Origin of the sequence: Bacillus mexicanus (genome assembly GCF_050445615.1) — a bacterium.
In the GTDB taxonomy this organism is placed as follows: domain Bacteria; phylum Bacillota; class Bacilli; order Bacillales; family Bacillaceae; genus Bacillus; species Bacillus mexicanus.
Map to the genome: position 1 here is coordinate 498,607 of NZ_JBCEYV010000003.1, position 23,442 is coordinate 522,048.

A 23,442-nucleotide genomic window follows, 5' to 3' on the forward strand; every position below is an offset into this window, starting at 1 on the left:
AATGAAGGGACTTTTTCCTGTAAAACAAGTAACTGGATTCATTTTTTCCTTAATCTTAACGGGGATTGCACTACTAGTTTATTTCACAGGTCTATCATTTGGTGCTGGAATGTTTATTCTAATTGGAACTGCATTTGCTCAAGCACTACTTCAATTCCTGGTATTTATGCACGCAGGGGAAACAAAAGATAAATGGTCTATCTACGCAAGCATATATTTTATGATTTTTATGGCTCTATTCACCATACTCGGATCATTACTGATATTCCTTTGGGATATGTAAACAAAATATATCTAAAAGGATAGAAGAGGAGGGAGGAAGCAGGAAGTATTATATTACCCTCCTTCTCAAATTGAATTCCTTAGAAGCGGCTACTATTGCATATTAAAATTCAGCAATTTTATTATTAAACATCAAGTGTGTTATCCATATGCAAAAAGAAGGGTTAATCTTATTAGATTAACCCTCTTTGTTTGTATTGTTTTTTTATTTTGCGGTATTTGAATAGGTATACTATCCATTTAATTCAGTTTAGGAAAAATAATTTCAAATGTAAGGAAAGGATAATACTTACTGTTTCACTGCAAAAAATACTACGTAATAATATAACATTTTTAAAATATTTATACTTAGTTTGATTTTTTATATATAATGACTTCAGTGAGACGTTTCGTCAACATATGCACAAAGGAGAGATAGGTACTGCGAGCGAACGACAAACTAGATATGCTGCGTGTGTTTTATGCAATAGAGAAGGGGAAGTAACGAACAAGACATATTCACAAGATGAGATTCATAAAGAAGATATAGAGTATGGAGGTTCATACGTATTCAAAAGAATATGTGACGACTGTCAATACACCTACATTCATAAGCATAAAGATATCAAAGTGGAATGGGATACAGAAAGTATTGAGTAACTTATATATTTTTTAAAAACGCAGAGCATTCTGCGTTTTTTTATCATCCATTAAAAAAGTATCCTAACTAATATGTTAATTAATTGAGTTTTTTCTCCAAATATCAAAAATACAAGTTACTATTTCTTTAGATAAAAATCATTTTTAGAGAGGAACTGAAGTAATGCAAAACATAAATTACAAGGTTATTGCCAAAAGACAGGTTGGAGCATTGAAGAGGTAAAAAGAGGTTATTCACCTTTTCGGATTGATGAAGGGATAGAAGTTATTCAAATAATAGATGATTTGGCCAATACTCCAGCACAAAAATTTGACAGCGACACAGAAGCAGGGAAGCAAACTGAGAAAGACGGTTACAAACTGTTCACTTCAAGCGCTGAAGGCTTAGAAGGCTGGTATATTATTGATACAAAGGAGAACAGGGACATTGTGAGTAAACTCGAACAAGATAAAGAAACAGCTTGTAAAAACCAAAAAATGTGAAATCTCATACCAAATTAGATTAATCGAAATCACATTATATTTTTGGTCAATCCAATGGAAAGATATTAACCTACCAGCGATAATGGATTTTTAGAATAAGGGAGTATGTTTGTATGAACAATATGATTAATAAGCTACGAGAAGCTATTCGCAAGCACGAAGAAAGCAATTACTATGGACAAATGGACGACGTAGCTAAATCGATCGAGTCTGCATTTATGGATAAACAAGCTAAACTAGTTCACTCTGGTAACGAGGATAGTGATGAACGTTGGAGTAAGTGGTCCATCCAAGTGTATAAGATCACTGATTCATCCGGTACAGCTTACTTCCAAGTGGAGCGCGAGGAAGGATCCACTGAGTCTCAGACCATATTTGGATATCACGTCATAGTATTTGAAGTAGTACCCAAAGAAGTGGTAGTAACTCAATACGAGAAGAAAAGTCAGCAATAAAAGGTATACCGCTTTTGAACAGATCCCGTTATTTATTGAAAAATTGTTAAATGATCCAAGTGCAATTTTAAATTAAACAAGGCTCACTGAAATAATATAGCAACTAAGAAGGGAATGTTTAGAATGGAAAGATATTATGCATACGATTTTGGACTTAAAAGCCCTATTATTATTGACACTTTAGAAAAGGTTATTACGTTTTACAATACCAATATTCACGGACAAATATACAATTTAAAAGATGGAGGAGAGACTTGCAAAATTAGTACCGCCAAAATTAACGGCTTGATTGAACGGTTAAATAGCGGCAAATACTCTTATTCTAATTCGTTAGTAATTGATAAGTACATTTATCACTTCATTATGACAGATGAACAAAGAGAGAAATGCATAAGAAAACCAGGAAATTTAAGAACAAAAGATTTTTATGGAAGCGGAGATAATCTTAAGAATATCATTAAGATTATGTGTGAGAAAACATTCGAAAAGACTTATGTATGGAAAAACACTGTTTCAGAAGAAATACAAGAAAAAGATCGATCAGAGTATATGATCTATGTTCAAGGATACTTAAATTCAAACGATTTAATCAAAGCATAGTTATATGCCACTTATAAGGCAATCATAAATACAAAAAAGAACCAAGTATATTGGTTCTTTTTTATACATAAAGACATTGCACAAAGATTACTTTGCTTTCTAGAGAAGTATAGAGGAAAATGAAATACTTTGATAAGCGTACGAGAGAGAAGCGGTTGTTAATAAATATTAAATATGTATATTTTATGAAAATGCAACTAAAGCCTACAAAATACGACAATTTTCTGCCTTATAAGGTGATAAGATCAGATTACCTACTAAGCAAGCAATCAATCAGTGGGTAACAAATCAAAAGGGGGAAGTAGAAATGTTAAAAAGCAGACTCAAAAAGATAGCAGGAGCTACAGCGCTTGTGGGAGCTTTGCTAGTATCTGGATCACCAGCAATGGCGGAGACTCTGCCGGGATTAATTTGGATAAGAGATAAATATCCGAATGCTTACGATTTCGATCACTTCAAAAGAGGCAATGAAACTTGGGTTTATGTGTACACAAGATTATCCAATGGCCAAACTGATGTATTAGAAGTAAAGTGCGAGACCGTAATTAAAGAACGATGCTATGTTAAAGATTAATTAAATTTATTTCATTCTGTCTCATACACACAAAAAACTTGAAGAAATAAGGCCCAAGCTAAAGCTAAATATCAATTAAATGATAAAAGGTCTATCTAAATGAAGGATAGACCTTAGAAAAAAATTATGATTATAAGTATATGTTTTTTGAAATTTTTTCTGTCTCAATTGTTGAAGGTTACTTTTGATTTTGAGATTTATACCTTACATTCCAGATAATTCTATATTATCTGGAATGCCAAATGTGTTGAAAATAGGGGTGTTTAACCGATTTTCCGAAATTCAAAAAGTTATTTGTTTTTTCTCTTTCTTTTTGTCATATAAAAAAATCCATCTCCAACAAAACGGATTTTTCTTTTTTTATTTTCATCTTTTATTCTTCTCTAACTGTCACTTGGATAAATTCTAATTAATTTAAAGACATAATTCAGGCTCATAACTTTCTTTAATTAATTCTTTTTTTGCAGCATATTAATTTAATTTATTAGAATTTGTTCTTTCTCCAGTAAAACCCAATCATTTTTGAACTTCGCGTGTTAACTCTTGGATGGTTCTGGGCTCATTATTATTTATGTCCCCCTTGATTCTTACATTGTTTTTATCGGAAAATTAGAAAAGACTCATTCCAAAAGGAACAAGTCTTTATTTTTTATCAAAACATCGAATTAATAATCTAATTCATTAGATAAAGCTAATCCTTTAGATAAAGTTAATATCATTTCTTTGCAAGCTTCCATATCCGCTAGTACGTCTTTCATATGGAAAGGTGCTCCATTTTTCCCGTGACCAGTATTGTCTAGCCATAGATATGTTTCTTCTGATACATCATAATCTTCATACGCTTGATCAATACTTTGCATCAATTCTTCGTAAGTTTCTCCATTAACACTTATACTATAATCTTGACCGGCCGGACTATACTTTCCGAATCGGTATTCATTATCTCCTTCTTCTTCTACTTTCCAACCTAAGTTTTCAACCTGTGTTAATAGATCTTTAATTTCTTTTTTCATCTTCGACCGCCCTTTACTCTTTTAAAGATATTCTTCATTTTTGAAAATTTTACTTGCTGCTAATCATTTGATTTTCATATTGTAAAATTTCTTCATACGATAACCATTCCGGTTTTCTGTCATCAGAGAAACCAGAATGTAACTCTTTCATTTTATCGATATGTTCTTTTTCATTATCTGCCCACAGATGTTTTACATTTCTGCCACCATTCCCTAGATAATATTCACAATCCATTCTTAATCTATCTAATAGCATATAAATAAATCGATCTTCTGGGTTTGGTTGCTTTTCTGTTTCCTTGAAGTGTATTTCTAAATCATCTTTAATGGGGAAACCTGGTTCTCCGTCAAAATCGTTACCACAATCATACAATGCCGGATTATCGCTTCCAAGTGTTATGTCTTTATACAAGACTTCAGTTTCAAGACATTTATAAACTGGTCTATTCCAATCATCAACACCTATTAATTCCATTGTTCTAATATTATTAGCCCCCATTTTAATTCCTCCACTTATCTTTTTTGATGTCTTTTTATACTGTTGATATATTAGCAGGAATTTGACTTTTTAGGCGAAATAATTGTTTTTTTAGAACCAGACAAGGGTTTCTTTTATTATGTTCATATTTCCATACCACAAATGGAGTTTAAGAAAATAAGAAAAGACCGCAGTAGCAGTCTTTTTTAGATTTTATATTTTTTATTTCCTTTTATAAGGCTTTTTTCAATAACTTCACACCACTTAGGCACACAATTAGTCAAATAAGTCATTTGATTGTTTTCTTTAACAAATACACCTCGTGCTTCTTTTCCGGAGTTATCCAAAACTTGCAGGTAGTCTATATATTCATTTACTTCAAGTAGGTTATTAATCGTTGACGTTTCACGATTTTTAATGTCATCATCAGAGATGTCGTGGCCACCATTTGATACTCGAACTTTAACTCTGTTAATGTTTAATTCGACGTTATCTAAACCCACAAAATACATTATTACATAATATCCTAATTCTTCGGCCTCTTTTATTCGCCTCATTGCACCTTTGCCAGAAAGAGTTGTTTCCAAAGAGAAACTTTCTTTCTTAGCAAATAAGCTTTCTATGAGTCTCAAAACTAATTCAGAAGCTCTCCTATCAGCAGATTTAACTCCTTCAGCTCTAAGTCTTTTTGCAGTTAAATCTGTATCAATATTAGTACTCACGTACAAGCTCTTTTCTAATATACTTCTGCGAATGGTACTTTTTCCGCTTCCATTATTACCCGCAAACACTATAAGAGTAGGTTGTTTTGGATCATTATTCATTTTTTTCACCTTCAAAAGGTTCAATCTTGCCGTCAGGATATTCTTTTACCATTTGACCGTCCTTATTAATATAAACGATATGCGTATTATTGATCTTAGCATCGATCATAGCTAAATCGCCCGTGGTTTTAAACGCTGCTTGGACAGATTTACTTTTTAGAGCATTCATAATGTAGTTCCCCCGGTTTTTTTTTGGATTTTCTTCCCTATTCATTCTAATCACCTCTCTTTGTTTTAGGAAACATTTTAAAAAAATTCATACCTTATTATATTACACAATCATTTAATTAAAACCTTTTCACCTTCCTTAAACAATTCATACATTAGTCATTAACCTATTACTAAATAGATAGATGCTTTATTTAATCCACTGTAAGGTACTTATGTGGTATCTAATGCTTACTAAACTAAAAAACTCTGGAATCACTGAGGATCACAGAGTTTCGATGTTAAAACTACACTTATTTTTTGTTTCTCAACCCTTTAAGAGCTGAACTCCAAGCATTTACTTGATCGAGCATTGTATTAACATTTTCTATATGTATGTCAGACGGCTTAAAAGTTGTTCCGTTTTCAAAATCAGTAAATAACGATAACGTAGGATGTGTACGCACATCCGCAATTTGCAATTCACCACAAATACCTCTAAGATGTTCAGCAGCACGAGCACCACCTGTTGATCCGTAACTTACAATGCCAGCAGCTTTGTTATTCCATTCATCACGAGCTGTATCAAGAGCATTTTTCAAAGCGCCTGTAATGCTGTGATTGTATTCTTGAACAATGAAAACAAACCCATCTAAACTATTTAATTTTTCTTGCCAATCCTTGATTCCAGGCTCACTACCATCAGTTGTAGAAACAAAAGGTAAATTGTAATCTGCGATGTCTACAATTTCATATTGTGCATTTCCCCGTTTATCTGCAATCTGTTTTACCCACTCCCCTACCTGTGGGCTTACTCTTCCTTGACGCGTGCTTCCTAATATAATACCTATTTTATTCATAATGTAATTCCTCCAATTCAACTACAAAAAATAATTACATACTTTTTATATAATATTTATTTTTTGAAAAACAAGTAGAAATTAAAATTCATCTCCCGCTTCCCTCATTTACTTTAATTTTATTGCTGAAATAGAAAATCACTTAAAGCTGGTCTTTCCCTTTTGTTTTCGTGAAAAAAACCATCAAAATTGATGGTTTCTATTTTCTATATTTAACAATTATCGGCGAGAATTCCCCTTCTATAATCTTTGATTTAGGAGGGGATGAATCGCTTTTTTTTTATTTGTTTCAAGCTGTCTTGTTGCAATGTTTTAGTAACCTTTTATAAAATAAAACAGAACATTTGTTTCGAGGAGGTGACGGATATGTCCCAAGTTAAGAAAAATAAAGCTTATAAATTTAGATTGGTTCCAACGGAAGAACAAGCTTCAATGTTCGCTAAAACCTTCGGTTGTGTTCGATTTGTCTATAACAAAATGTTAGCCGAACGAAAAGATACATATAAAACTTATAAAAACGATAAAGAAACGCTTAAAAAAATAAAAGAACCTACACCGGCGAAGTATAAACCCGACTTCCCTTTCCTAAAAGAAGTGGATAGTCTCACTTTAGCAAACGCGCAAATGAACTTAAAAAAAGCTTATCAAGCTTTTTTTAAAGGCAATGCCAAGTTTCCTAAGTCCAAATCTAAAAAACATAAGCAAACATTTACAACTAACGTTGTGAACGGAAATATTTTCTTAGAAAACGGCCATATCAAGTTACCTAAAATCAAAACAATGATTAAATTAAAGCAGCACAGACAAATTCCGAAAGATCATATCATTAAGTCTGTGACTGTTTCAAAAACAGCCACAGGTAAATTTTATATTTCTATTTTGACGGAATACGTTACAGAGACACCGGAGGTGTCTATTCAAAATGTTCTTGGCTTAGATTTCTCAATGACAAATTTGTTCGTAACAAGCGAAGGTGAAAAAGCCAATTACCCTCGTTTCTACAGAGCGTCGTTAGAAAAACTAAAAAAAGAACAATGTAAATTATCTCGTCGTAAAAAAGGCAGCTCCCGTTGGGACAAACAACGCCTTAAAGTAAGCAAACTTCAAGAAAAGATCGCGAACCAAAGACGAGATTATTTACATAAAAAATCTAGAGAGCTGGCAAATACATTCGATTGCATTGTGATCGAAGATCTTAATATGCAATCAATGTCTAAAGCCCTCAACTTCGGCAAAAGTGTTGCCGACAACGGTTGGGGTATTTTTACCGCATTCTTAACATACAAGCTCGAGGACCAAGGAAAACGGCTTATCAAAATCGATAAATGGTTTCCATCATCTAAAAAATGTTCTAAATGCGGTGAGGTTAAAGAAAACCTTCCCCTTTCTGAACGTTTATTTGAATGCGTCTGCGGTAACATTATGGATCGAGATCATAATGCAGCAATCAATATACAAGAAGAAGGAAAAAGACTCCTACAAAACATTGTAGCAGCCTAATTTTATATATATATATCATAAGCCGTCGGAATCCAGGTTATAGCTCGGCCCATTTCGAACCGTTAGGTTCGATTACCCGAGAAGATGCCCCATCTATAATGGGTGCATACCCATTTAGGTGGGGAGGTTCACTGTCCAATCTTAACAGGCCTTAGCAATACAATATTTAGTGAAGAATTTTTTTCCGATTCTTAAACCGCTCTCATTTAAAAAATCATTAAAACTTTTCTTGGTCTCCTTCAATTTCACTTCAAAGTTTAATTGTGATTGATACTGGTTTATATTTTGAGAAATATTATTTAAAAACTCTCCATATGTAATGCCATCATCTTTAATCACATCGACATACAATGGTTCAATAGCAACTAATTCATTATAAGAATCAAAATATTGGCTGTTAGACTCAATCCAAAAGCTTTTCTGAGCTTCTAGAATGTATTCAAGCAATTCATCAATTGATGTTTCAACATAGAAACGGCTCTTTTGTTTGTTGTTTAAAAACTGAAATAATGTGAAATCTAAAATTTCTTCATTTACCTTAATCCAAACGTGAAATAGATTATGCATTCCATACGAACCGTAAACAATTTCTGTTTTATAACCTCTTGCTGCTAGGAATGATCCCAATAGATGACTAGACCATACACATTCACCAGGAAACATACTACCGCTCTTTCGGATGAAATCTAAATGCTTCTCTTCTATCTGATTAATCAACGTTTTTAAACTCTCCATTTAACTTCATTTTCCTCTCATTACGAATTCCAGTTGTTTTAGCAGGTTGTTTGAACAAAGCTCTCTGTATCCTAACCAATCTAATCTTTCGGCTGCAATTTATTAAATATACGTATTGAACTTTCTTCTTTACCTCCACGTATCCCTCAAATTAGCGGCCAAGTCATTCAGGAAAATAATAAAGTCTCGTTCAGTAACTTGACCTTTTTCTTTTTCAACAAACTCTTTCAACTTTTTAGCGGATTCTGCAATATAAGCTCTTTCAAGTTCAATTTTTGCTTGCTTTGATTTAGTCGTTACAGCAGAAATTTCGTTTTGGCAATCCCATACCAGCTTTCTAAATTTAGAAACCTGTTCCTCTACCGTGGGTTTTTTGTTTTCATTGTTTTTAGTCATTTATGGGTTCCTCCTTCTTGGTATATGCATATTATATAGTGATTTTTTAGTCTCTACTAATTTTCATTAAAAAAAGAGCTACTTCATAGAAGAGCTCTATATATTTATTCGCTTATTCAAATTTAACAGTATCTATTTGAACAGTTAGTTTAATTTCTTTCCCATTTTCATCAATGAAAGTAATACAATTACTGGATACGTCCGTCAATTTCAGGTTTTTATGTTTAAGCTTATTTAATTGTTCCATTGCCTCGAAATGTCTGACAGTATGTTTATATTGGTAAAGGTCAAGAAGTAAGTCTCCGTTATAGACATCTCTAATAATAGAATAGATTTCCCCTTCTAAGTTTACCAACTTTTTTTCAATATCAGGATTACAAACTACGTTATCTAGTGTGAGACCAGTATGTTTTTCATAATGAAATGTTAATTCATTTTTCTTGCCATCTAGATCAGTGATATGACCGTATATGTACCATTCACCATCATAACTTTCATCATCTCTTTCCTCCCAAACAACTTGCTTTAGAAAATCTTCCTCATTGCTCCCACTTCTTTTAACTGCTTCCTGCCATTCTGACTGAATTTCTTCAAATGATCTAGTTTTTTCTTTATAATTCTCTAATGTATACATATTTAGCACTCCTAGTATTTATTCTTTTGAATTTTTGAAATTGTTCAGTTGCAATCCTTCTTCATTCCTTAAGCTCCTGGATGTTTAAAATATGGGACGGAGTTATAGCATTCTGTCTTATAGAGGTTTTATTGAAGGCCTTGATTTCCATCCAACCATAAAATTTGTCCTTCACTAAATATGTTTTCAAATATTTAGTGAAGTCAATAATCCATCCACCAATTTTAACAAGGCCGGTTCTGTAAGCATCGCAGTAGACTAGTTCATTAAACAATGTATTTACAAGTTGCTTTTCTTCCAAAGAAAGCTTCTGGTATCCACCTTTTCCTTCGATTAGTCTAAGCATCTGGTAAGATTTAGTTTTCTTTAACTCTTCTTCGCTGATTGGTTCCTTAACAAAAGCATAAAACATATTTTATCAACTCCATTAAATATTTACTTCGTCTGTGTTAACATATTATAGGCTGATTTTTATTCTTTATAGAAAAAATTTAAATTTCTCAACGAAAAAAGGATTACATTTTAGATGTAATCCTTCTATTTTTATTAAATATTAAAACAACGATAATTGTTCAATTCCTGTCATAACGTTTATTTCAGATACTTTTGATACTGAATGGCTGTTATGAGTTTCTTTAACAGATATCATTTGAACAACTTTTTGTTTATTCTTAGGTTTATCTGTTTCTTTTCTCGTGAATTCCTCACTCTCTTTTTCGAATTTCCGTAGCATATCATCAAAAAATTCTGTGATGATTTCTACATATTCACCGTCTAAAATATGCGGTATGCTTTCTTTTAAAAGATCTTCTGTTTTAAGCAATGAATTAAGAGATAAGCCGTATTTCAACATATAAACTTCAAAACTCCTAGCAAATATTTCAGTAGGATTCAGAAAGTAAAGCTTACTATATTTCGTATTGCCTTCCCATTGCTTTCTAAACAAATTATCCTCTGGTAATTCATTTACTTTCTTATCCATCGCTTGAGTATAAAGATTTCTAATGTGTCGGAATGCAGCTGTTTCACTATAATACCGGCTTCTTTTTCCTTCAGCAAATAAATGATCCAGTTGATGGCCAACCTCGTGTATAAAACTTTTTGGGCTGCGAACATCGATGATCACCATTTTTAGCCCTGGATAAAACAACCCTTCAGCGCGGTGTTTCCCTAATTTTTTAATCTTAAATTCATAGTCTTTTCTTATAGGAAACGGTATAGCTTCTGAAATTTCTAATAGATCTTTTTCAGCAATATCGAACAACGGCATACGTACATCATTATCTAATTCTACTTTTCCGTAGAAGTTTAAGAATTTGTTGTGTTCCATTCTTTTTCTATGCTCTAATTTAATATTCTTTTTTTCTTGAAATGCTTTTGCACAAGTTCTGAAGTCAGTTTCCTCTTCATAATCGAATTGAGCTATATTAGCATCTCTTACAAATCCATTGACTAGCGCAAGAAAATACGGATGTTCTTTATAGTTCTTATAATCCTGTTCTTCAAAAGAAGACAAACCATCCAGGAATAGATCCCGGAGATCCACTAAATTCTCAAACCTCACTGAACTTAACGCTTGATTTACTTTTTGGCGATAAGGATATGATTTTGACCAATCCGTCTTTTTTCCTTCGTACAATTCAATATCAAATCTTTCTTGGTATTGAAAAGACAAGCATAAATCTTTTCTATCCACAAAAATGGTAGGTTTATTTACGTTCGCTTTCAGTGATTTTGCAACAGATAAAAATTCTTCTTTAATTCCTGTAAAACTTGGAGGAACTCCAATTAATTGGTTCTCCTTGTTGATGAACTTTTCAACCAAAAGCTCCTTTAATAAACCTGGATGCTCTCTCTCGTATTTTCTTAATGCTTGAATCGTTATAACAGTAGCCACAAGCTCTTCTATGTTAAATGGCCTTTTTTTCTTAGAAGGACTTTTTTGAAAATAGACTTCCGCGCCCTCCCATTTCTTACTGATTACACAATCAAAAGCAAAGTAACCAATCAAAGAGAAATAATCATTATAAACAGTTACTTTTCCTACATTCATTTCTTCTTGATTAATTTTAGATTGATTAGCTTTTGACATACAAGAATATATTATTCTTTTTGTATGTTCTATGTCTTCTTGGTCAGATAACTCATTGGCTTCTTCCACATTCAAGTTGATAACTGTGTCTATGTCCAATGAATTAATGTAATCCATTTTTTCTTTCTGTGTTTCCCTTATTGATAATTGTTTTTTTACAAATTTTTTGATGGCATTATGTAATTTATCTAATACATTAGTAGATGATAAAGTGTAGTCAATTTTAAAATTCATTTCCGCTAACGACTCTGCGATCCCTTTACGCGCAAAATGTTTTTGTGGTCCTCTATCGTTTGTTAAAGAATTAATTCTAACTCGTTCATTTCTTTCTGTGTTCATTAGTCCAACCACTCCTTAAACATTCTAGTTGTATATAAAAACAACCCTATTCTCTGCTCAGATTATACAAATATCTTTTTCTTTTGGAGAAAAAAATAAATAAATCAAAAAGTATGGATTAGCAAAACTAGATAACATTCTTCAATTAATTACCGAACAATAACTGTATGCTCTAGATGACAATTAAGGGAATATCCAGGAATTATTTTTAGAAAATTTATTTTTTTAAGAAAACAAATCATAAAGAGTATTTAAATCTCACTATAAAAGTGTTAAAATCTTTGAAATCATATATGAAGAGTCATAAAAAGTGCTTTATTTCTCTTTATCGATCTAATGACAACAAGAAAGGACGAGCATAATGAAAGATTATATCGTTGAGAGGATGTATAAAGCATCAACAGGAATTGCTAATGCTGTTTTGGTTACATTAGGTGTCGGATTACTATTGCAGACACTTGGAGAGTTTAGCCACTGGCCAGCATTAATAATTATTGGATACACAGCAAAGGTTCTATTGGCCCCTGCTATTGGCGCAGGAATTGCTTATCAATTAGGCGGGAACACACTTGTTTTGTTTAGTGCTATGGTGTGCAGTTCTATTGGAGCTTCGGCTATTAAGTTAACTGAGAATGGAGCATTCACAATCGTAACCGGCCAACCGTTAAGCGCAGTTCTTGCAGCTGTCATTGCTACATATGTAGGTAAAAGAATCACTGGAAAAACTAAGTTAGATATTATGGCTATACCAACAGGAGCTGTCCTTATTGGAGGTATTTCAGGATACGGGCTTTCTCTTGTAACCACTCCGTTAATTCAATGGTTAAGTTCACTGATTACCCATTCTGTCGAGGGTTCTCCTATTATTGGATCAATTGTTATCGCCTTAGTGTGGAGCCTTCTTCTAATGTCACCTGCGTCATCTGCTGCTATAGCAATCGCACTTCAAATGGATCCGGTATCAAGTGCGGCCGCTCTAATTGGATGCACAGTACAATTTGTTGGGTTCACAGCAATGTCGCTAAGACAAAACGATTTCGGAGGCTTTCTAGCTCAATTTCTCATTACACCAAAGGTTCAATTTCCGAACCTAATAAAAAAACCTATATTAATGATTCCGCCATTTATAGCGGCAGCTATTTGTGCCCCAATAGCAACTTCGTTATTTGATTTCAAAGCTTCATACGAATTAGCAGGATTAGGGCTGAATTCAATGATTGCCCCTTTAAATATTTTAGCTACACAAGGGTGGAGTGCTTTCAGTTTGTATGTAGTCTTAGGTATGGTTATCCCAACTTTCATAACACTGGGCTTGTATTTTGTTATAAAACGAGCAGGGAAAACTAATCCTGGGGATCTACACTTAGAAGTACAATAAGAATTAAAAAAGGCCTGTAATCAAGGCCTTTTTGTTTTTTATATATTTAGATAATAATCTCCCTCAATCATATTTTCCATAAATCCAAAGTAATCTTTTTTCTCAAATCCGTGTTTCTTAGCAAAGTTATATCCTTCTTCAGTTAATATGCTCTCTATCATAATTTGTTTATATCCATTCTTTTTTCCGTATTCCTTTAAAATCTCAAGCATCTTCTGTCCATTTCCAACTCGTGTATTCTTAAATTGGATTCTTGCTATAGTTAAAATATTTGTATGTTTATTAAGACGCAACATTAATTCATTCTCTTCACCATTTACAAATAGACGCCCTTTATCAATATAAGCTTCAACTTCTTTTCCGTTATCTTCTTCGAACAAGTTAATAATGTCTTTTAATTCATCTAAATCAATTTCAACAAACACAGTAGATACCTCGCTTTTTATTCATCTTTAACTTTTTGACTTACAAGCTCATTATAACGATTTTTAACAAAAATAAAAAAAACAGAGGTGATTTTTCGATCTACTTGGTATTAATTCAATGGTGTTTACTGTTTATCTTTCGACTTTTTAAGCATCCCAGGCTTAGGAATTCATTATTTTTTATTTTCGATCATTTTGTTTCTTTCCTAAATATGTAGGCACCATTATAATTCCAATGAACAACAATATGATTCCTATCGATTTGACCACCGAGTAATACGATGTTTCTTTAAAGAAAATTACTGAGCATAAAGTAATTATAGCACCTAAGATAACTATTGCGATTCCAAAATAATTCGATTTTTTCAAGCTGTTTCATCCTTTTCAACTAATAATTTATATTTCACACTTGGAATATAACATAATTTTCTTAATATTGAAATACATTACTGCGTCGTTTGTCCTTTTTTCACAAAATACAAAAGAGAAACTCTGTTGAGTTTCTCCTGAAAATTTATTGTTCGTTTTTCAACTTTTTCAGCTGCTCAGGTGTGATACCCGTTATTTTCAAAATTTCTTGGTCATTATGAGTTCCAATAAGATTTTTTGCAATTTCAAGTTTTTCTACAACGCGCCCTTCTTCACGCCCTTCTTCTCGTCCTTTCTGACGTTCTGCTTCTCTGAGTTCTCTTTCAAAACGATCAATGTGCTCTAACATTTTTATCATCTCCCATATCTTTTTAATCGTCGAACTTTCTACATAACCTTTTGACATTGTTATGATCGATGACCTTGAACTACTCGGAACTAAAGTACCGAGATTCCTGAGAACACCAGACTTAGCCAATCGGTTTTCCTTTGGCCATAGATCTTAGTTATTTTATCAGGCTACGCCGTTGATCCCGCCGGCAATAAGTCTTAAACCTTCGTTTTTTATATTCATTGCAGCGTTGACATCACGGTCGTGAACGCTGTCGCAATTGTTACAAGTCCAGGTTCTAATGTGAAGCGGTTTCGGACCATCTTGATGACCACAGTTGCTACAAATCTGGCTAGAAGGAAACCATTTATCAATTTTGACGAGGCTTTTCCCGTACCATTCAGCTTTGTATGTCAGCATTGAGACAAACTCGCTCCAAGAGACATCAGAAATAGCTTTAGACAACTTTCGGTTCTTTAACATACCTTTGGTATTTAAATCTTCGATCACAATCACGTCGTGGTTTTTGACGAGATCAGTAGATAATTTATGTAAGAAGTCTTGGCGTTGGTTTTTTACTTTCTCGTGAAGACGAGCTACTTTTATTTTTTGCTTTTGATAGTTCTTAGCATCGATTAACTTGATGTTCTTCTTCTTAGCTAATAGTGCTCGACGAGATAGCTTACGCTGTTCGCGTTTAAGTTTCTTCTCCATTCTTTTTGTAAAGCGATGGTTATTTACCTTTTTGCCAGTTGAAAGAATAGCGAAGTCAGTAATACCCAAATCAATACCTACGGTGGTGAAGTATTGATGCCGAGAGAACGCAAAGGATAGCCATTTTCCTTTGTTATAAACTTCGTGAAGTATTTCTGCATCATATCTCGATAATGCAGATGGTTATTCGTCTTTCTGTCAGACATATGACACCTTCCTTATTATATTATTGAAACTGCAACAATAATATAATCGGATATTTAACAATGTGGAAAAGTTTCTTCAATTTAACCTCTATAAAACCCTCTGGTCTCGTCTAATCAGATTATCTTAACCCCTAGAGTAACTGAATACCTTTCCTCTTAATATAAAGGAATTCTATATTATCGATTTAATTATGAATAAACAAAGAATGGCCGCATATAATAAGTTAACTAATGAGGTGATATAGATGGAACAGAAAACAATTGAAGAATGCAAAGTTGATTTTTTAATGAGGATTAGAAAATTCCAAGAAGATAATCTTTCTTTTTCAATCAACAAGATTGGTTACTCTTCTATAGAGGAGACATTAAAGCAATTAGCTCCGAGCGTTTTAGACAAAATAAAAACCCCTAATTAGGGGCCTTTTATTTTATAGATTCCAGCACATTTTTCATTTTACTAATAACCGGATCATTTTTAGATACATTAACCTTTTCAATTTCAAAGTCTTGTTGCTCTCTGTATTTCCTTAAAAGTTCCTTTCTGGTTCTCCTCTTAAAAGAAGATGTCTTAGGTAAGCTTTGTTTAGAATCAGTTTTATTAGAAGTAGTGTTCATAATCATCACTCCTTTGTCCATATTTTACACTCGTAGTTAAAACAACGCAAATCACAACCTATTGTTCAGGAATTAATGAGACCGTGTCTTGAACCCACTTCCCAAACTCCAAGATGCTATTTACTACTTCTTTGTCATAGTCAGTAAATATATGCTGATCGCTTTCCAGAAGCACAACAAACCTATTATTGTACTCTTCCCTAAAAGACATTAAAAAATTCGTGTTACCAAAAAACCTTTGCCTAATAATCATTTGCTTTCCTGGATCTGTTTCGGTGGACAATTTATTTGCAATGCGATTATAATGCGGATTAGAGAACAAATCATCATTTTCGTTACCGTATGTAAGGACTTGAATGGATAAATTAATGTTTAAATCATTATTGAAGAAATCTTCATATCTTGAAAATACTTCTTCAATGACCCCTTTGTACATATTATTGTCGGACCGATTTATAATTGGATTATCAATTAGTACGTAGCTCATTTCTTGCCCATCTAATTCATCACTGATTGGAGTACCATCAAAAGCATTTAGATCCGATTGATGGACAGCCTTACTTATAAAATAATCCCTTTCTTTCAGTATGGTTGAAAGAAAATGCACCTGATTCAATTGCTTGTCCTGTACCTTCGCAATTTCATTAGCAACTTCGTTAAATTCAACTTCAAATTGCATTACTTTTATTCTTTTCAATGGTTTAGCCACAATATTCATCGCAACAAATACGCCCAGAAGCATAACGATGATAAAGCGAATAACAGCCAATAGAAATGGAGTGAAGATCTTTCCTAATAGATCATTCCCATCTTTAACAGCTTCAGCAGTTCTATAGTATTCATAACCCTTATAACCATAATAAGCAGCAGCCCCAAAGAAAAACAAAATAACAACATAATAAATCAAATCTTTATTTCTTTGCATTCCTGTCCATAAGTTTTTTAACTTAGGCAATTTGCAACCCCCTTAATCATATTCATTCTCCCTATCCATTTAAAACAAAGAGCATAACAAACGATTCTACAAATTCTCATTTTAAATGGATCAAAATCTTAAAAAGCATCCTAGGATACTTTTCGTTAATTTACTATTTCTGCTTTTATTATAAATTAAATTCACCATCTTAGGTTGAAGGTTGTTATCAAATGCTCTTTTCGTAAACATTCTCGCTTTTTGTTAAAAAAAGACCTTAAGATACCTTAAGGTCTTTTGTGTGTATAATATATTTCTATTCCTACAAATACTTGCAAACATAGTCAAATTCCTCTTTGCTTAATACCACAAAATCAAAATTCTCTAGAAATTCTTGAGTATGACTCAAAATAGTTAAAGCCATTTCAGCTTTTTCCACCTGTGTTTCAACGTGATTTTCAATCAACTCAATGTTTTCTTGTTTTTGTTGTTTTAATGATTCGATTTCATTTGATGCCTTACAAATCCCTTTAATGATTTTTTCAATAGATTCTCGCTTTAGTCCATATTGCATAATTAAACGCCCCTTTTAAGGATTTTTTGTTCGATTTCTTCTAAATTATAAACCCAAAATACAGATTTAGGTGAAGTAATAACAATCTTTTCGAAAACATCCTTATCGAAAATCTAAAATCAATTAATAGACAAATTAGGAAAAGTTTTTTTCACTTTGCACTTAAATGTTTCTATTTTTTTGTTCACTTCTATCTTTTTCTGATTGATATCTTCCACTGTTCCAAAAAAATTCTTGAACTCATTTTCCTCGATCACGCTGCTCTTTAGAGTAATCAATTCTTGCAAGAGTTTCGCTTGTTCTTTTTCTTGTTTTTCTGACGGAAACATATTCATTTGCATTTTAGTTACGCTCCTTTTAATTTTTAAAGATTATACAAGCAAACTTGTGCGTTTTTTATTTTTCGCAAAAAAATAAAGCCCAACTCATTATGAAATAAGTTGGGCGAAATTTATATGCATCGTTATAAGCAGAGGTCATCCAGGTCAGAGCGGCTTATTTATTGCCCTGGTCCTTCACAAAACGACCTTTTGCTCTTTCTTTCTCTTTCAAGAGACCAATAAATTCAACAACTTGCCTTAGTTTTTCTTCTGAGAAATCCGTCAAATCTTTGACAGCAATTTGTAAATCAGGATCATTGAAATCTAATTCAGATTTGGTCTTACTATATTCATTTTTATACGAACTGTTATTACCTACTAAATAATCTGTCGAGACTCCGAATAACTCTGCGAACTGAAGTAACTCAGAATCCGTCACAGTTCTTCCTCCAGATTCTATTCGACTCAACACAGTGTAATCAATATTCATCCTTGTTTCTAAATCTCTAAGAGACCAATTATTTCTCTCTCTTAGAGTTTTTATTCTTTCACCTGCTATATTTACCACTAATACATCACCGGCTCCGTTTTTTAGATACCCAATAAATTATTGAGTTTTCTTTTGTCAGGTCACAGATAGAATCTATCTACAATTAATGTTTTAAAACTAAAGACTCTAACCAGTTCACATAGGACATCTCTTGCCCTTCTTTTAAATATCTCTGAAAAAGCTCCTTGCTTCCTTCATCAATAATAGTGAACTTTTCCATTTCTAAGTAATCCATTTCATACAGGGTTTCTTTCCCATTGAAACTTTTGTGATATTTAGAATCGCTGTACTTTTCATATACACCAGGCTCACCTGTAAAATATTTAGGTGTTTCCATTGATTTATTAAATTCCTTATATCCTCTTTCTTCGAATTGGATTATTATCATCCCTTCTTCATCAGGCTCAGTTATTCCAGATATGTAAGCTCTCATTCCTTCTTCAAATCTAGTTTCTTGTTCTAAAACTTCTTCAGTGAATTCCACTTGTATTTCTTTTCCGCTCTTATACAAGCTAATCAATTCTTTACCAGTCATATGTTATTCTCCCTTTCATTGTTTATTGCATTAATCATATGTTTTTAAATAATTGGAATCAAGTTATGAGGCATCTACTTTTTTTATTGTGTAACCATATTCAAGCCCCCCCATTACTATGATGTTTTTAATATAATATAACGAGTTTCTCTTTTGTGAAAAAAAGCAAAAAATAAATACCTAAACAGCAAAAAACAGAGCTTTAACTCTATTTTTGGAGAATTACATATGCTTTAAAATGAATTTGATTCTATCTATGTTATAATCGTTATAATATGTTAAAACTACAATTTTTTTGCTTCATCAAACCATATTAAATTTTGATTTTCGCATAGGTTTTATGTTTTGAAATACAGATCTTTTTTAAAAAGCAAAGTTTCCACTCTGCTCAGTTAGTTTAATCATCGTCATCATCTTTTCTAACCAATGAGATTTTCGGCTTTAAAACATCCTCTCCAGTTATGATATCCCATAACAATTCAGCAGGATTTTCTTTTCGTTTAGAATTTGCATTTAAAGCTTTATTTAACATCTCATCTAAGGAAAAATGTCTTTGGTATGTACAATTTGGTTTTTTGATCTTCTGTTTTCTAACTGTTTTTCCTTCTTTGATATCTACAGTTTGCTCCCAAGCATCGCCATTTCGGAATTCATAAACCTTTATAGAATAACAAACATCTTTCCTTTCGAAGTACTTTAGCATTTCTTCAAAAGAAATGTTTGAAATAACTTTATTTGGAGCATTCTTTGTTTCCTTGTATACAACTCGGTATTTAATTTCTTCCACAGATTGTTCTCCTTGATAATTAATTATTTGGATCTCAAAATACTGAGACCTCTAGAAATCCTAGATTTCTCTATTCAGTCATAAGGAAAAATTACATTGCTTATCAATTCTCTTAATGACAGTATTTTTCCTTCTTTAAAGACAGTCAAGGTTTTCTTGATTACATTCGTTAAGATGTGGTAAAATCTTGTTGTATGACAAAGTAATACCCTCATTTCTTTGTTTGAGATATGTAATTGTACAAAGTGAATTCTCACTATGTATCACAGGCAGGATACTCGTTGAGTTTGTTGCCAAAAAAGCAGATCATCCTAACTTCCCAAGAGTTCTAGATGGTCTGTTTTTTTAAAAAAAGGAATGCATTAGCATTCCCTTTCAAATATCTATAATCCGAAGTAACAAATTTTCACCGCAACATACTTTTCAATATCCTCTATATATAAAAAATAGAGGTGGTATTCAAGGTCGGATCCATACATATCAGACGCACGATAAAGGTTCCCTTTAACCACCTCACAGCTATAAAAGTTTATTCTGTGGTGAGAAAAGGGGATTACCATTTGATTTAATTCTTCTTTTGAATAATAATCACTATACATAATATGACTAATCTTATAATCGGTGTCGTCAATATGCTTACTCTTATTTAATGCTGTTTTTAGCATTACATAATCAGAAAAGTTAATATGATTAAATTCAACTATTAATTCAAATTTCCCTCCATTTTCTATATAGGGATTAAATGTGATTCTGGTCGAACCATCCACTGTTGATTTCAAAGCATCCATTGTAAATCTATAAGGATTATGTAAGTATTTGTGGACATCTATCTCTCTAAGTTTCACCATATCAGAAATATTCCTCCGTTTTTGCTTTATGTTTTCCTTCAGCTATTTCACTATAATTGAAATTTATCAATTTTAAAAAAAAAACAAAAAAACACAGAAAAAAAGAAGAACACCTAAATTGGTGTCCTAATGTTTTATTTTTTTATAAGCTAACCATACAATATTGATATTATTTATTGATTTGGCCTTTATACAAATCCGCTTTTATTAATTCGTTAATTGCATCGACTTGCTTTTCATTGGCTCTACCTAACATAGATTCATTCCACAAAGCAACGCTGTCAGTTATTTTACACAACCAAGTCATAATATCTAAGTAATACTCTTGCGGACAAGCTTTAAATAAATCCTCTCTCGACATTTTAAGCTTTTCACAAGCAAGGTTGATCAGCTTTTGTTGATGAGAAGGAACAGCATACATAATTGCACCTTCCTTTGAAATGATGACTTCCAAGTAGTTAATAAAAGTTTTTTTATGTGTTTCAATATTAAATGGTTCTCGTAAGACTTGTTGTTGGTTCATAGCCATACTTCCTTCGTTTATTTTGTAAGTTCCTTATACAATAATAATCGTTTTTCTTCAAATTTGTTCACTTTATTTTAATTCCATTTTTTTGACTTGGAACGTACAAACTGTGAATATCATTTGTTATACTACTGGTATCACTAACTTAACCAAGGTCTTCCACCATAGAAATTAATGTGTTAGAATACAATTGCAAACAAAGAGTGCGGCTTCTCTTTATTTGCATTCAGACTCTTCGTTGAGTTCTGGAAATAAGGTGCGTTAAAAGACCAACCTTTGAAAAAATTAAAAGGTTGGTCTTTTAAGTTATTTTTTGTAATTTGAAAAAGTCATCCACAAATAGATGACTTTTAAATTTATAATGATTTCAATCTTCGTCAGGCATCATAATAGTGAGAACAGGCTCTAAATTGTCACCAGGACCAATTACACATTTTAACTCAACCTCTTCATATTTTCCTTCACTTCTTCTTGTAATTGGATACTCAATAGTATTGTTGTCCTCTTTGGAGCTTGTAATTGCTAATTTCAACAGACTAACGACATCCCGAGTCTTTACGTCAATTTGTTCAGGATTAGATACTTTCTCGTTATCAATCATATAAGACCAAACAGCAGATGTAACGGCAGTAGGTAATTTCAAGCCTCTTTCTTCCGCCGTTTTAGTTATATCGATAAGAACACCATCTTCAATCGCTTGAGATCTTGTATAACTATATATTACTTCTCCAAAAATATCATTCATCACAACATCATCCTTTGTTTTAAATTTTTTTAGAATTAGAAAATTCTTTAAGGAATGGATCGAATAATGCTTATTTGTCTGCTGAAATATTGCGAGGATAATTTGCAGGGTAGTTTGCTAAAACCTCTTCAACAAATGGTTTATCGTATGAGCTATCACGTTTAGCAAATCGATGCGAATACTTTAAAGCTAAAACAAGCTCATTAATATCTCCGATTAAACCCGAAATCAATTCGCTATCTTTGTTTTGTTCAGCAAATCTTTGTAATTGTTCAGCAGAAAATCTCATTTTAAACACTCCATTTTCTTATATTATTTTTATGTATCCTTTATATTTTCATCTTATACGATAATATTACGTTTAGATAAAATAAACAAAAAAAACCGCGTTGAAATAAACTGAGCGGCTTTTAGGAATGTTTTTTGATACAGCTAAAATTCAGCAATATATTGAAATTCCTTTATACACGGTTTTAGATAAACAAAGACGCCGGGAATACGAGAATCCTTATTAAGTGGCAAAGAAAATGGCTAAGATCATCTAGAAGAGATTTGAGTTGTTGTGAGAATCGTTTGGCTTAACTACAATGTTTTTTAGGAACTTAATTTCAGAGAATTCAAATTTTGTTTCAACACCTTACAGCTATGAGAGAATTTTTCTTTCTCTTCATCGTTAAGATTTAATTGAATAATCTCCTTTACTCCCTCGCTTGTAAGCACGGCTGGAACACTTGTGAAGATATCTTGGTGGCCGTATTCCCCCTGCAACAGTGTTGACACAGTTCTTACGCTATGTTCATCGTTAAATATAGAACGAACAACCCCTGCTATTGCTGCACCAATCCCATAATAAGTAGACCCCTTTTTCTCAATGATTTCATACGCAGCTTTTCGAACCTGGTTTTCAATGTCATCGAGATTTACTCCCTTAAAGCTTTGTTGATCCTCTTTCATTATTTCTAAAATAGACTTTGTTCCTATTGTGATTGAAGACCAAGGGACAAATTGTGAATCTCCGTGTTCTCCTAACGTAAACCCATTTATACTTCTAGGATCTACGTTGAAAATGTCACTCAAATTGACTTTAAGTCTAGATGAATCCAATGATGTTCCAGTACCAATAACCCGATTTTTCGGCAATCCGGATAACTTCCACACAATATAAGAAATTACATCTGCCGGATTAGAAGCAACCAATAACAAACCATCGAAACCACTATTCATAATATTTGATACAATGACTTTCATAATAATCATATTCGATTCCAATAAGTCTAATCTCGTTTGTCCGGGTTTTTGCGCTGCACCAGCTGTGATGACTACTATATCTGCATCCTTACAATCTTCATATTCTCCAGCTTTAATCTTGACTCGAGAATTCAAAAAATCTGCACAATGGGACAAGTCCAATGCTTCTCCTTTCGCCTTTTCCGCATTTACGTCAATTAACACCAATTCATCACAAATTTCTTTATTTACAATGCTATATGCCGCGCTAGATCCAACAAATCCTGTCCCTATAATGACTGTTTTTCTACTTTTGATCAAAATTTTC

34 protein-coding genes are annotated in these 23,442 nt (G+C 32.6%); 8 read left to right on the forward strand and 26 right to left on the reverse strand.

Annotated elements, in window-relative coordinates; all coding sequences use genetic code 11:
- The first annotated feature begins 1 nt into the window (after position 1).
- The 5 genes from qoxD (at position 2) to AAGG74_RS17745 (ending at position 3,033) form a co-directional block, all read left to right on the forward strand.
- Positions 2 to 283, forward strand: coding sequence for a cytochrome aa3 quinol oxidase subunit IV (gene qoxD, locus AAGG74_RS17725; RefSeq protein WP_429676538.1), 282 nt, complete (start codon positions 2 to 4; stop codon positions 281 to 283).
- A gap of 923 nt (positions 284 to 1,206) precedes the next feature.
- Entirely contained in the window at positions 1,207 to 1,404 is a 198-nt protein-coding gene (locus AAGG74_RS17730) for a hypothetical protein (RefSeq protein WP_429676539.1), read from the forward strand.
- A 113-nt stretch (positions 1,405 to 1,517) separates the two neighbouring features.
- Complete coding sequence (locus AAGG74_RS17735) at positions 1,518 to 1,859, forward strand: hypothetical protein (protein ID WP_429676540.1); 342 nt, start codon at positions 1,518 to 1,520, stop codon at positions 1,857 to 1,859.
- A gap of 123 nt (positions 1,860 to 1,982) precedes the next feature.
- A complete protein-coding gene (locus AAGG74_RS17740; protein ID WP_429676541.1) occupies positions 1,983 to 2,459 on the forward strand; it encodes a hypothetical protein in 477 nt (158 codons plus the stop codon).
- Between the two features lie 352 nt (positions 2,460 to 2,811).
- Entirely contained in the window at positions 2,812 to 3,033 is a 222-nt protein-coding gene (locus AAGG74_RS17745; RefSeq protein WP_429676542.1) for a hypothetical protein, read from the forward strand.
- Positions 3,034 to 3,698: 665 nt separating this feature from the next.
- Here the strand turns inward: AAGG74_RS17745 and AAGG74_RS17750 are convergent.
- The 5 genes from AAGG74_RS17750 to AAGG74_RS17770 all read right to left on the reverse strand — a co-directional run bounded on the left by AAGG74_RS17750 (position 3,699) and on the right by AAGG74_RS17770 (position 6,355).
- Positions 3,699 to 4,046, reverse strand: a complete 348-nt coding sequence (locus tag AAGG74_RS17750) for a hypothetical protein (RefSeq protein ID WP_429676543.1) — start codon at positions 4,044 to 4,046, stop codon at positions 3,699 to 3,701.
- 49 nt (positions 4,047 to 4,095) lie between these two features.
- Positions 4,096 to 4,545 carry an LPD11 domain-containing protein gene (locus AAGG74_RS17755; RefSeq protein WP_429676544.1) on the reverse strand — a complete coding sequence of 150 codons (450 nt, stop codon included), beginning with the start codon at positions 4,543 to 4,545 and terminating at the stop codon, positions 4,096 to 4,098.
- A gap of 185 nt (positions 4,546 to 4,730) precedes the next feature.
- The gene (locus AAGG74_RS17760) at positions 4,731 to 5,348 is read right to left on the reverse strand and encodes an ATPase (RefSeq protein WP_429676545.1); all 618 of its coding nucleotides are present in this window, start codon (positions 5,346 to 5,348) and stop codon (positions 4,731 to 4,733) included.
- Positions 5,341 to 5,562 carry a hypothetical protein gene (locus AAGG74_RS17765; protein WP_429676546.1) on the reverse strand — a complete coding sequence of 74 codons (222 nt, stop codon included), beginning with the start codon at positions 5,560 to 5,562 and terminating at the stop codon, positions 5,341 to 5,343. Before AAGG74_RS17765 ends, AAGG74_RS17760 begins: the two co-directional genes overlap by 8 nt.
- Before the next feature lie 247 nt (positions 5,563 to 5,809).
- Positions 5,810 to 6,355 carry an NADPH-dependent FMN reductase gene (locus tag AAGG74_RS17770; protein ID WP_429676547.1) on the reverse strand — a complete coding sequence of 182 codons (546 nt, stop codon included), beginning with the start codon at positions 6,353 to 6,355 and terminating at the stop codon, positions 5,810 to 5,812.
- Positions 6,356 to 6,721: 366 nt separating this feature from the next.
- Here AAGG74_RS17770 and AAGG74_RS17775 point away from each other — a divergent pair, with 366 nt between their 5' ends.
- Positions 6,722 to 7,855 (forward strand): RNA-guided endonuclease InsQ/TnpB family protein, encoded by a 1,134-nt coding sequence (locus AAGG74_RS17775; protein ID WP_429676548.1) that lies wholly within the window; start codon positions 6,722 to 6,724, stop codon positions 7,853 to 7,855.
- A 141-nt stretch (positions 7,856 to 7,996) separates the two neighbouring features.
- Here the strand turns inward: AAGG74_RS17775 and AAGG74_RS17780 are convergent, their stop codons facing one another.
- The 5 genes from AAGG74_RS17780 to AAGG74_RS17800 form a co-directional block, all read right to left on the reverse strand.
- Positions 7,997 to 8,590, reverse strand: coding sequence for a hypothetical protein (locus tag AAGG74_RS17780; RefSeq protein WP_429676549.1), 594 nt, complete (start codon positions 8,588 to 8,590; stop codon positions 7,997 to 7,999).
- A 129-nt stretch (positions 8,591 to 8,719) separates the two neighbouring features.
- On the reverse strand, positions 8,720 to 8,986 hold the full coding sequence (locus AAGG74_RS17785) for a hypothetical protein (RefSeq protein ID WP_429676550.1): 267 nt from the start codon (positions 8,984 to 8,986) through the stop codon (positions 8,720 to 8,722).
- Between the two features lie 112 nt (positions 8,987 to 9,098).
- The gene (locus AAGG74_RS17790; protein ID WP_429676551.1) at positions 9,099 to 9,620 is read right to left on the reverse strand and encodes a hypothetical protein; all 522 of its coding nucleotides are present in this window, start codon (positions 9,618 to 9,620) and stop codon (positions 9,099 to 9,101) included.
- 61 nt (positions 9,621 to 9,681) lie between these two features.
- Positions 9,682 to 10,032, reverse strand: a complete 351-nt coding sequence (locus AAGG74_RS17795) for a hypothetical protein (RefSeq protein ID WP_429676552.1) — start codon at positions 10,030 to 10,032, stop codon at positions 9,682 to 9,684.
- 141 nt (positions 10,033 to 10,173) lie between these two features.
- Positions 10,174 to 12,051 (reverse strand): hypothetical protein, encoded by a 1,878-nt coding sequence (locus AAGG74_RS17800; protein WP_429676553.1) that lies wholly within the window; start codon positions 12,049 to 12,051, stop codon positions 10,174 to 10,176.
- A 361-nt stretch (positions 12,052 to 12,412) separates the two neighbouring features.
- Between AAGG74_RS17800 and AAGG74_RS17805 the strand changes: the two genes are divergently transcribed.
- Complete coding sequence (locus AAGG74_RS17805) at positions 12,413 to 13,429, forward strand: PTS sugar transporter subunit IIC (protein WP_429676554.1); 1,017 nt, start codon at positions 12,413 to 12,415, stop codon at positions 13,427 to 13,429.
- A 38-nt stretch (positions 13,430 to 13,467) separates the two neighbouring features.
- Here AAGG74_RS17805 and AAGG74_RS17810 read toward each other — a convergent pair whose 3' ends face one another.
- The 4 genes from AAGG74_RS17810 to AAGG74_RS17825 all read right to left on the reverse strand — a co-directional run bounded on the left by AAGG74_RS17810 (position 13,468) and on the right by AAGG74_RS17825 (position 15,474).
- Positions 13,468 to 13,854: a hypothetical protein gene (locus tag AAGG74_RS17810; protein WP_429676555.1), complete on the reverse strand. Its 387-nt coding sequence runs from the start codon at positions 13,852 to 13,854 to the stop codon at positions 13,468 to 13,470.
- A 514-nt stretch (positions 13,855 to 14,368) separates the two neighbouring features.
- A complete protein-coding gene (locus AAGG74_RS17815) occupies positions 14,369 to 14,701 on the reverse strand; it encodes a hypothetical protein (protein WP_429676556.1) in 333 nt (110 codons plus the stop codon).
- Positions 14,702 to 14,737: 36 nt separating this feature from the next.
- Positions 14,738 to 15,343 (reverse strand): RNA-guided endonuclease TnpB family protein, encoded by a 606-nt coding sequence (locus tag AAGG74_RS17820; protein WP_429676865.1) that lies wholly within the window; start codon positions 15,341 to 15,343, stop codon positions 14,738 to 14,740.
- A gap of 2 nt (positions 15,344 to 15,345) precedes the next feature.
- Positions 15,346 to 15,474, reverse strand: a complete 129-nt coding sequence (locus tag AAGG74_RS17825; protein ID WP_429676557.1) for a hypothetical protein — start codon at positions 15,472 to 15,474, stop codon at positions 15,346 to 15,348.
- A gap of 245 nt (positions 15,475 to 15,719) precedes the next feature.
- Here AAGG74_RS17825 and AAGG74_RS17830 point away from each other — a divergent pair, with 245 nt between their 5' ends.
- Positions 15,720 to 15,890, forward strand: coding sequence for a hypothetical protein (locus tag AAGG74_RS17830; protein ID WP_429676558.1), 171 nt, complete (start codon positions 15,720 to 15,722; stop codon positions 15,888 to 15,890).
- 7 nt (positions 15,891 to 15,897) lie between these two features.
- Here AAGG74_RS17830 and AAGG74_RS17835 read toward each other — a convergent pair whose 3' ends face one another.
- The 12 genes from AAGG74_RS17835 to AAGG74_RS17890 form a co-directional block, all read right to left on the reverse strand.
- A complete protein-coding gene (locus tag AAGG74_RS17835) occupies positions 15,898 to 16,089 on the reverse strand; it encodes a hypothetical protein (RefSeq protein ID WP_429676559.1) in 192 nt (63 codons plus the stop codon).
- A gap of 58 nt (positions 16,090 to 16,147) precedes the next feature.
- A complete protein-coding gene (locus AAGG74_RS17840) occupies positions 16,148 to 17,044 on the reverse strand; it encodes a hypothetical protein (protein WP_429676560.1) in 897 nt (298 codons plus the stop codon).
- Positions 17,045 to 17,324: 280 nt separating this feature from the next.
- Positions 17,325 to 17,576: a hypothetical protein gene (locus tag AAGG74_RS17845; protein WP_429676561.1), complete on the reverse strand. Its 252-nt coding sequence runs from the start codon at positions 17,574 to 17,576 to the stop codon at positions 17,325 to 17,327.
- Positions 17,577 to 17,695: 119 nt separating this feature from the next.
- On the reverse strand, positions 17,696 to 17,917 hold the full coding sequence (locus AAGG74_RS17850) for a hypothetical protein (protein WP_429676562.1): 222 nt from the start codon (positions 17,915 to 17,917) through the stop codon (positions 17,696 to 17,698).
- Between the two features lie 154 nt (positions 17,918 to 18,071).
- Positions 18,072 to 18,464, reverse strand: coding sequence for a helix-turn-helix domain-containing protein (locus AAGG74_RS17855; RefSeq protein ID WP_429676563.1), 393 nt, complete (start codon positions 18,462 to 18,464; stop codon positions 18,072 to 18,074).
- An 85-nt stretch (positions 18,465 to 18,549) separates the two neighbouring features.
- The gene (locus AAGG74_RS17860; protein WP_429676564.1) at positions 18,550 to 18,981 is read right to left on the reverse strand and encodes a hypothetical protein; all 432 of its coding nucleotides are present in this window, start codon (positions 18,979 to 18,981) and stop codon (positions 18,550 to 18,552) included.
- Positions 18,982 to 19,378: 397 nt separating this feature from the next.
- Positions 19,379 to 19,768 (reverse strand): hypothetical protein, encoded by a 390-nt coding sequence (locus AAGG74_RS17865; RefSeq protein ID WP_429676565.1) that lies wholly within the window; start codon positions 19,766 to 19,768, stop codon positions 19,379 to 19,381.
- Between the two features lie 383 nt (positions 19,769 to 20,151).
- Positions 20,152 to 20,616: a hypothetical protein gene (locus AAGG74_RS17870; RefSeq protein ID WP_429676566.1), complete on the reverse strand. Its 465-nt coding sequence runs from the start codon at positions 20,614 to 20,616 to the stop codon at positions 20,152 to 20,154.
- Between the two features lie 169 nt (positions 20,617 to 20,785).
- Positions 20,786 to 21,139: a hypothetical protein gene (locus tag AAGG74_RS17875; RefSeq protein WP_429676567.1), complete on the reverse strand. Its 354-nt coding sequence runs from the start codon at positions 21,137 to 21,139 to the stop codon at positions 20,786 to 20,788.
- 370 nt (positions 21,140 to 21,509) lie between these two features.
- Positions 21,510 to 21,887 (reverse strand): DUF6573 family protein, encoded by a 378-nt coding sequence (locus AAGG74_RS17880; protein ID WP_429676568.1) that lies wholly within the window; start codon positions 21,885 to 21,887, stop codon positions 21,510 to 21,512.
- Positions 21,888 to 21,957: 70 nt separating this feature from the next.
- Entirely contained in the window at positions 21,958 to 22,176 is a 219-nt protein-coding gene (locus AAGG74_RS17885) for a hypothetical protein (RefSeq protein WP_429676569.1), read from the reverse strand.
- Between the two features lie 305 nt (positions 22,177 to 22,481).
- Positions 22,482 to 23,435 (reverse strand): L-lactate dehydrogenase, encoded by a 954-nt coding sequence (locus AAGG74_RS17890; protein ID WP_429676570.1) that lies wholly within the window; start codon positions 23,433 to 23,435, stop codon positions 22,482 to 22,484.
- Positions 23,436 to 23,442: the final 7 nt, after the last annotated feature.

What these genes read in the sequence shown, in the direction of transcription:
- qoxD (WP_429676538.1), top strand. Translation starts at nt 2, where the DNA reads ATGAAGGGACTTTTTCCTGTAAAACAAGTAACTGGATTCATTTTTTCC.
- AAGG74_RS17735 (WP_429676540.1), top strand. Translation starts at nt 1,518, where the DNA reads ATGAACAATATGATTAATAAGCTACGAGAAGCTATTCGCAAGCACGAA.
- AAGG74_RS17740 (WP_429676541.1), top strand. Translation starts at nt 1,983, where the DNA reads ATGGAAAGATATTATGCATACGATTTTGGACTTAAAAGCCCTATTATT.
- AAGG74_RS17750 (WP_429676543.1), bottom strand. Translation starts at nt 4,046, where the DNA reads ATGAAAAAAGAAATTAAAGATCTATTAACACAGGTTGAAAACTTAGGT.
- AAGG74_RS17755 (WP_429676544.1), bottom strand. Translation starts at nt 4,545, where the DNA reads ATGGGGGCTAATAATATTAGAACAATGGAATTAATAGGTGTTGATGAT.
- AAGG74_RS17760 (WP_429676545.1), bottom strand. Translation starts at nt 5,348, where the DNA reads ATGAATAATGATCCAAAACAACCTACTCTTATAGTGTTTGCGGGTAAT.
- AAGG74_RS17765 (WP_429676546.1), bottom strand. Translation starts at nt 5,562, where the DNA reads ATGAATAGGGAAGAAAATCCAAAAAAAAACCGGGGGAACTACATTATG.
- AAGG74_RS17770 (WP_429676547.1), bottom strand. Translation starts at nt 6,355, where the DNA reads ATGAATAAAATAGGTATTATATTAGGAAGCACGCGTCAAGGAAGAGTA.
- AAGG74_RS17775 (WP_429676548.1), top strand. Translation starts at nt 6,722, where the DNA reads ATGTCCCAAGTTAAGAAAAATAAAGCTTATAAATTTAGATTGGTTCCA.
- AAGG74_RS17780 (WP_429676549.1), bottom strand. Translation starts at nt 8,590, where the DNA reads ATGGAGAGTTTAAAAACGTTGATTAATCAGATAGAAGAGAAGCATTTA.
- AAGG74_RS17785 (WP_429676550.1), bottom strand. Translation starts at nt 8,986, where the DNA reads ATGACTAAAAACAATGAAAACAAAAAACCCACGGTAGAGGAACAGGTT.
- AAGG74_RS17790 (WP_429676551.1), bottom strand. Translation starts at nt 9,620, where the DNA reads ATGTATACATTAGAGAATTATAAAGAAAAAACTAGATCATTTGAAGAA.
- AAGG74_RS17795 (WP_429676552.1), bottom strand. Translation starts at nt 10,032, where the DNA reads ATGTTTTATGCTTTTGTTAAGGAACCAATCAGCGAAGAAGAGTTAAAG.
- AAGG74_RS17800 (WP_429676553.1), bottom strand. Translation starts at nt 12,051, where the DNA reads ATGAACACAGAAAGAAATGAACGAGTTAGAATTAATTCTTTAACAAAC.
- AAGG74_RS17805 (WP_429676554.1), top strand. Translation starts at nt 12,413, where the DNA reads ATGAAAGATTATATCGTTGAGAGGATGTATAAAGCATCAACAGGAATT.
- AAGG74_RS17825 (WP_429676557.1), bottom strand. Translation starts at nt 15,474, where the DNA reads ATGTCTGACAGAAAGACGAATAACCATCTGCATTATCGAGATATGATG.
- AAGG74_RS17830 (WP_429676558.1), top strand. Translation starts at nt 15,720, where the DNA reads ATGGAACAGAAAACAATTGAAGAATGCAAAGTTGATTTTTTAATGAGG.
- AAGG74_RS17835 (WP_429676559.1), bottom strand. Translation starts at nt 16,089, where the DNA reads ATGAACACTACTTCTAATAAAACTGATTCTAAACAAAGCTTACCTAAG.
- AAGG74_RS17845 (WP_429676561.1), bottom strand. Translation starts at nt 17,576, where the DNA reads ATGCAATATGGACTAAAGCGAGAATCTATTGAAAAAATCATTAAAGGG.
- AAGG74_RS17850 (WP_429676562.1), bottom strand. Translation starts at nt 17,917, where the DNA reads ATGCAAATGAATATGTTTCCGTCAGAAAAACAAGAAAAAGAACAAGCG.
- AAGG74_RS17860 (WP_429676564.1), bottom strand. Translation starts at nt 18,981, where the DNA reads ATGACTGGTAAAGAATTGATTAGCTTGTATAAGAGCGGAAAAGAAATA.
- AAGG74_RS17870 (WP_429676566.1), bottom strand. Translation starts at nt 20,616, where the DNA reads ATGGTGAAACTTAGAGAGATAGATGTCCACAAATACTTACATAATCCT.
- AAGG74_RS17875 (WP_429676567.1), bottom strand. Translation starts at nt 21,139, where the DNA reads ATGAACCAACAACAAGTCTTACGAGAACCATTTAATATTGAAACACAT.
- AAGG74_RS17880 (WP_429676568.1), bottom strand. Translation starts at nt 21,887, where the DNA reads ATGAATGATATTTTTGGAGAAGTAATATATAGTTATACAAGATCTCAA.
- AAGG74_RS17885 (WP_429676569.1), bottom strand. Translation starts at nt 22,176, where the DNA reads ATGAGATTTTCTGCTGAACAATTACAAAGATTTGCTGAACAAAACAAA.